The organism is Hyphomicrobiales bacterium (assembly GCA_016125495.1).
Lineage (GTDB): Bacteria > Pseudomonadota > Alphaproteobacteria > Rhizobiales > RI-29 > RI-29.
The window spans coordinates 25803-32448 of the sequence record WGLQ01000018.1; the positions used below are offsets into that span (position 1 = coordinate 25803).

4 protein-coding genes are annotated in these 6646 nt (G+C 67.8%); 1 reads left to right on the top strand and 3 read right to left on the bottom strand.

The window, feature by feature from the left end:
• Positions 1 to 123 precede the first annotated feature (123 nt).
• Positions 124 to 1143 carry a helix-turn-helix domain-containing protein gene (locus GC150_13500; protein MBI1385915.1) on the top strand — a complete coding sequence of 340 codons (1020 nt, stop codon included), beginning with the start codon at positions 124 to 126 and terminating at the stop codon, positions 1141 to 1143.
• A 26-nt stretch (positions 1144 to 1169) separates the two neighbouring features.
• On the opposite strand, the gene GC150_13505 is transcribed toward GC150_13500, so the two are convergent.
• The 3 genes from GC150_13505 to GC150_13515 all read right to left on the bottom strand — a co-directional run bounded on the left by GC150_13505 (position 1170) and on the right by GC150_13515 (position 6019).
• Positions 1170 to 2579, bottom strand: a complete 1410-nt coding sequence (locus tag GC150_13505) for a hypothetical protein (protein MBI1385916.1) — start codon at positions 2577 to 2579, stop codon at positions 1170 to 1172.
• A 65-nt stretch (positions 2580 to 2644) separates the two neighbouring features.
• On the bottom strand, positions 2645 to 4471 hold the full coding sequence (locus GC150_13510) for a hypothetical protein (GenBank protein ID MBI1385917.1): 1827 nt from the start codon (positions 4469 to 4471) through the stop codon (positions 2645 to 2647).
• Between the two features lie 222 nt (positions 4472 to 4693).
• Positions 4694 to 6019, bottom strand: a complete 1326-nt coding sequence (locus GC150_13515) for an NAD(P)-binding protein (protein ID MBI1385918.1) — start codon at positions 6017 to 6019, stop codon at positions 4694 to 4696.
• Positions 6020 to 6646 lie beyond the last annotated feature (627 nt).

Here is a 6646-nt window from a genome sequence, read left to right on the forward strand (position 1 = left end):
TCGCCAGGAACCTCGGGACGTGAACTAATCCTTCAGTCGTAGAGGAGCGGGCTGCCCTCGATACAGAATGGTTGCGTCATAGCGTTGCACTTTTGCGGCGCATGCTCGGTGGAGGCCAAGCACATGCCGAGCCTCAGGATCGGCTTTCTCCTGCTCGACCGGTTCACGCTGACGGCGTTCTCGACGTTCGTCGACGCCATCCGGCTCGCGGCCGACGTCGGCGGGCGCAGCCGCAAGATCCATTGCGCCTGGACGATCATGGGACAGGGCGCGATCCGCGCGAGCTGCGGGTTGAGAGTGAGGCCGGACGAGCCTCTCGGCGATCCCGCGCGCTTCGACTATCTCGCGGTTTGCGGGGGTAACGGTTACCGCGATCGCCAGCTGTCACGCGAATCCTCCGCATTCCTGCAGGAGGCGGCGGTGAAAGGAGTGCGGCTCATCGGGGTGTGCACGGGGACGTTCGCGCTCGCGGAGGCGGGCCTTCTGGACGGGCATCGGGCCTGCGTGCACTGGAACGTGCTCGACGCCTTCCAGGAGGCTTATCCGGCGGTCGAAGCGTGCTCGGATCAGCTCTTCATCGAATCGGGAGAGCGGATCACCTGCGCGGGCTCGGTCGGCGGCGCGGATCTCGCCCTTCATCTCATCGCGCGCCATTGCGGACCCGAAAAGGCGCAGCAGGCGGCCCGCCACATGATGCTCCAGGGGGCGCGGCCCGCGCATCATCCGCAACCCCATTGCCGGGCCTATCAGGGTCACATCGAGGATGCCGTCGTGCGGCGCGTCATCCTGCTCATGGAGCAGTCGATGAACGAGTTCCGGCCGGTCGCCTGGTTCGCCGAGCGGGTGGGGGTTTCCGTGCGCCAGCTCGAGCGCCGGTTCGTCCGGGCCGTCGGGATGGCACCGGCCTCGATGTTCCGGAGGATGCGGCTCGAGAATGCGCGATATCTGCTCGAGCAGACGCCGATGTCGGTGCTGGAGATCGCGCACGGCTGCGGTTTTTCGGACAGCGCGCACCTCGTGCGCGATTTCAAGGTGTACGCGGGGATCACACCGAAGGCCTATCGGCACGCGCATCGGGGCGGGGAGACAACGGAACCGCAGGAGGCGGTGGGATCACCGGCCGTACTGCCCGTGGCGGGCTAGCGAACCTCTCGGGCGCTGTGCCGGGGCTACTGCAATGGCCGATAGCCGAGATAGCCGAGGAGCCGACGTGAGATAGCGAGTTGCTCCTTGGCGTGGCCGTGCTCGGCCTCGATGTTGTAATAGTCCCCGGCGCGCCCGATGAGGGCGGCATAGTTCGACAGCGAGCAATCGTTGTTGGCGAGACTGACGCGCTCGAAGATCACATTGATTCCGAGATCGAGCAGGTCGCGCAGGCGCTTATCATCGGCGCTGCCCCGCCGCAGGGCTTCCGTCGATGTGATGTAGACGAGATCGTCCGGGTCCGGGGAGATCGGCGAAGGCGCCATGTGGCCCAGTTCCTTGTCGGTGCGCACGCGCGCGCTGATGGCCCCGCCGTCGGTGTTGTTGTGGAGCGTGATGATGGGGGTCTGCCGATCGAAAACCGCCATGACGCGGGCGGTGTAAGCGGGCGCGGCGCGGCCCTTGAGGCTGGCACAGGCCTTTGTGCGCGAAGGGTCGTCGCCGAAATACCGGTTGGGATCGATCTGGCCGAAGAAGCGGTTCTCACCGGCCGACACGGCCAGCAACGTGCCACCGAACTCGCGCAGCAGCTGGATGCCGGTGTCGAATGCCTCCTGTTCGTTGTCGTGGGGCACGAAGAAGGTCGGGGTGCGTCCGCCGGTCTGCGGGGCGGTGATCGTCTGGAACGTCCATTTCTGACCGCCCTCGACGATCTGGTCGACGCGGTAGCAGAAGCGGCCGTTGAGGATCGCGGCGGCGTTGCGGCGGATGTCCTCGTCGGTTGAGCGCGTGATGCGGTCGGCCGGCAGGCAGTCGCCGCTCCCGGCGGCGTCGTCTCCGGCCGTGGCGGGGGCTGACGACGTGCCGTTCGGAACGGTGGCGGCGGGGGGTGTGCCGCCCCTCGGCAAACTCGAGCCGGCGCTGTCGCTGCCTACTCCGGGAGTGGCCTCGCGTTCGGCGTAACGGGTCGTTGGAGGTGTGTTGCCTGCCCCGATCTCACCGGTAAGGCGCGCCGAGAGCTGCTGGAACACCGAAGGGTCGATGTATTGCTCGCCGTCGCTGCGCTCGCCGCGCCATTCGAGGAGGGCGGCGATGAGCGCCCGCCGACGGTTCTCCAGAGTGTCCTCACCGCTGAGGACGACACCCTCGAGCCAACGCTGATCGATCTTGGAGAAGGCGTGCTCGGCGATGCACCAGGAGAAGATGTTCCTCGGGTCGCCGCCGGGGTGGACGTCGCCGACGAGGTCGAGGGGCTCGGCGAGGCCGGACGAGAGCAGAAGGTCGAGTAAGGTCGGCTCGATGGCGTCGAGGTGCTTCAAGGCGGCGCAGGGCTGGTCGGCCGCGAGCGCGGACCGCGGCGCTGGCGCCATGGTCGAGACGAGGGCCGACGCGAGAAGCGCACACGCCAAGCGCCATCCGCGCCCGAGGTTGGTCATTTGGCCAGTCCTTTTCCTCACGCCTCGGGGCGTCGTCGTTCGCTACGCGACATCCCTCGAATCCACTAGCGGTAGATCCGGAAGAAGCCGTTGCGGCAGTAACCGCTGTACATGCTGGCCCGGTCGAAGCGCCCGCTGATCGAGAACGCGGTGCGCGTCGTCGGTGTCACGCCACTCCGGTCGATGCTCACGAAGCCGTCGCGGCTGATCGTGCCCGCGTAGTCGCGCCCGTCGCTCGAAAACCAGATGGTGTTGCCACTCTTGGTGACCTGGAAGCGATAGAGGCTGCGGCATTCCGAGCTGGGTCCGGGACGACCGGGATCGGTATAGCCCCGCTCGCCGGAATAGACCCCGTCGGGCAGCGCATCGGTCACCGGTGGCGGGGTGATCACAGGGGGCTTCGGCTCGTTCGTGCCAGTGCCGCCGCTGCCCGCGTTGCCGGTACCGCCGGCGTCCTTCGGCGGCTTGGGCGTCTCGCAAGTCTCGGAAATGCGGCGCTTCAGGAAGGCCAGGCGCGTGTCGGCCTCGCGCACGCAGCTACCCTGCGGGTAGCTCGCCTTGTAGACCTGCCATTCCACTTCGGCGGTCTGGTAGTCGCCGCACTTGCGGGCGCCGCGCGTCAGTTCACGTGCCGCCTCGCAAGCCGCCAACCCGTCGTCGCCGTTGCTCACCGGCTCGTCCTCCTTTTCGAGCGGCGCCGTCTGGCAGGCCGTCGTCAGCCGCACGATCTCTTCGGTCGCGAGGCGAGCGCACTGTCCATTCGGAAAGAGGCGAAGATAGGTCTCCCAATCGGTCCTGGCGTTGTCGCAGCTGCCACTGGCGAGCGCGGTTTCGGTGCGGCGCTTGGCGTTGTCGCAAAGGTAGACGTCGTTGACATCGACCGCCTTCGGCGTGGCGTCCGTCTCCGGCGCGATGCAACCCGACAGACGGCGCCAGTCGACCACCGTCTGGACCTTGTCGTAAGCCCGCAGCACGTTGTTCTTGAGAAGCTGGAAGGTGAGTTCGACCCCGTTGCGCCCGTAGTCGGACGGCCGGGCGTTGATGCGCAACACGGGTTGCCCCGGTTCGAAGGCCTCGCGCTTGGTGTCGGGTGGGGCGGGGCTCGGCCAGCCCTCGGTCTCGTTACCGAGCAGGTTGGCACCGCGCAACTCGAAGAAGTAGCGATAGAAATCGTCCGAGAAGTTGCGCTTGAACGGGCAATCGTTCGGAATCTCGGTCGCGCTCACGTCGAGATAGACGATCCGTTCGCCGTTGAATTCGCCCTTCATCTTGCCGAGCGCCAGCGTGTAGGCGCCGGTGATGGTGTGGAAGCTGTCACCGGTGCCGGCGGGCGGACCGGTGACTTCATAGCTGTCGACGTTGACGTAGATGAGTGCGGTGGTGGAGCAGGAATAGGCACCCGCCGTGTCGCGCCCGAACATGTTGACGCCCAGCTGCACCACGTCCTGGCTCGGGCGCGAGGTGGTGAAGACGATGACGATCGGCGCATCGAAGGTTTGGGCCAGCGTTGCCTTGAAGCCCTCTGCGATCTGGCCACTGGCCGGCAGGATCTTCTGGATCAGGGCGAGGTTCTCGGCGGGCTTGGCGCGATAGAGACGGATGGCGTTGAGGGTGGCGAGGGCGGCGTTGTTGATGGCGACGCGATCCGGCTCCTCGAGGTGAGGATTGTATTTCGGGGCGCCGATGAAGGTGATGTCGATGCTCTGGCCGCCGCTCGGCTGGCTTACGCACTGCGAGAGGTTGGCCGTCACCTCGCGGCTGATGACGGTATTGAATCGTTCGCGGAAGCTCTCGAGCGAGCGGGACTGGGCGTCGGCGGGCGGGCTCGCGAGCAGGGCGAGCAGCGCGGTGAGGGCGAATGTCGCATGGGCCAGGCTCGATAGCCGCTTCATTTCATCCCCCACTTGGCTGTCGACCGCCGACCTTACCCTGTCGTGACGGCTCCCAGGACCCCATACGGAATTGCGATGCCAGCGTCATGGGTTCGCGCCCCGGCCGGAACGGCAGGCACCGTATGCGGACCGATCTCGGTTTCGCCCAGTATACGCACAACTGATGTCATCGCAAAAGCAATGGCGGTCGTGCGTTGCGTGGTGCTGGTTGTCCGTTGTGGCTCAAGCCCCTTCGGAGGTGGCGCGGTGATGCGCGCCATCGGCTCCGAGGGCGCTCGCACTGCCATGGGTCAGCAGGCCCGTCTTCATGCCGGCAAGTGTCCAGGCCATCTGGCGGCGAAGGAACGGTACGCGGGCCATGGGGGCGAAGGTCAAGTCGCGGACACGGGCGAGTGCGCGGGCATCCGATTGGAAGAACGGGGTCAGCAGCCGGCTCGCCCACTGATAGAAGCGCACGTGGTTGCGGCGCTTGCGAGCGTATCGGGCGATGCCGTCAGCGACCACGCCGGCTGTCGGCGCGCCCCGGTTCTCACGAGAGGCGCTGGCCAGGCTGGTGGCGAGAACAACGGCGTCGATAAGCCCGAGATTCGCGCCCTGGCCGAGCTGCGGGCTGGTGGCGTGGGCGGCATCGCCGATGAAGACGACACCGGGTGGGCCGAGCGGGCTGGCGAGGACGACGTCGTCATAGCTCGCCGTGGTCAAGGTGTGCGGGCCGGAGAGTCGGCCGACGAGCGCGCCGGCTTCCGGCCAGAGTTGCTCCACCTGATCCTGCCAGCGGGCGAAGTTGGCGGATGTGAAGGCCGCGAAGTCGCGTCGCGGCAGCGACCAGAAGAACGCGATATGAGACCCTTCGGAGTCCGGCTGGCGGCCAACGGGCAGGACCCCGATCATCGTATGGGCTTCGACATAGCGCTGCGCCAGGGTGCGGCGTTCGCACCAGACGCCGTCGTCCCGCACGATCCCCCAGACGGCGCCGTAGGGATAGGGCTCGAGCAGCGCGATGCGTGCGAAACGCTCGCGAAGTTGGGAGCGCAGGCCGCTGGCGTCGACCACGAGATCGAACGGCGCGCCATCGAGTGGGCCTTGCGCGCCAACCGGTCGCAGCGGGGCATGGTTTCGGCTCGCGTCATCGGCTGCGTTCCGCGGCAACTCACGGGCGATATCGACGACCCTCGTGCCGCCCCGGATCGGAATGCCGCGCCGCTGGACGGCGCCATAGAGGCCTGCGAACAGCGCGCCGCGGTGGATGCCGAGGCCGTATGATCCGGTGCCGATCGCATCGTAGCCGACGTCGAAGATGGTCCGCCCGGCAAGGGTTTGCCCGGCGATGTGCTCGACCCGGCAGCCGGCCGCCTCGATCTCCTCGCGGGCTCCGATCGCCTCGAGCGCGGCAAGCCCGGTCGGCTGGAGGAGCAGTCCGGCGCCGAGCGGGCGTGGTTCGGCGAAGCGCTCGATCACTTCGACCTCGAAGCCCGCATCGGCAAGGCCGCATGCGGCGGCAAGGCCGGCGGTACCAGCGCCGATCACGGCGATACGCAGGGCAGGCATCGGGTCACCTCGACGGGCGGCACCAGGATGGAGGGCCGGCCGAGAGGCAAGCGCAATTCGTCGGCATTGTCACCTGCCGAGACGGTGACGATGCCGCCGGAGGGCGGCATCGTGCGCGGGTCGTTGCCCAAGTGCCGTTCAATTGCGCGGCGGTTGGGTCTGCTCGAGTGTGACGAGGCGCGCCCCGGCCGGAACGCTGCCGAGTTCGGCGGCCTTGCGATACCACTTGATCGCCTTGTCCCGGTCGGGGTGGAGGCCGGCCAGCGAGAGGTCGGCGACGTGGGCGGGATCGTAGCTGCGCGCGAGCCGCTCGGCGGCCTCGCGGCTGCCCGATAGCGCGAGATGCTCGAGCAGGAGCCGGGCCGAGGCGACGTCGCTCTTGTCGAGGTATTCGCGCACGCGGGCAAAGAGCCCGGCGGCATCCTGGTTCGAGATGGGCGCCCCCTCGGGGATCGAAGCGGGGGCCGTGCGCTTTATGGTCGAGACGCCACCGGTGGGTGCGGACGCGCCTTCGGTTTGGACCTGGACCGGTTCCGGCACGGGCGCCGTGGGTGCCGCGCCATTGCGCTGGCCGTCGATGCGGGCGGCATCGGCGGCGTTCGCCTCGGCGCGCGCGAGCGCGGCGCT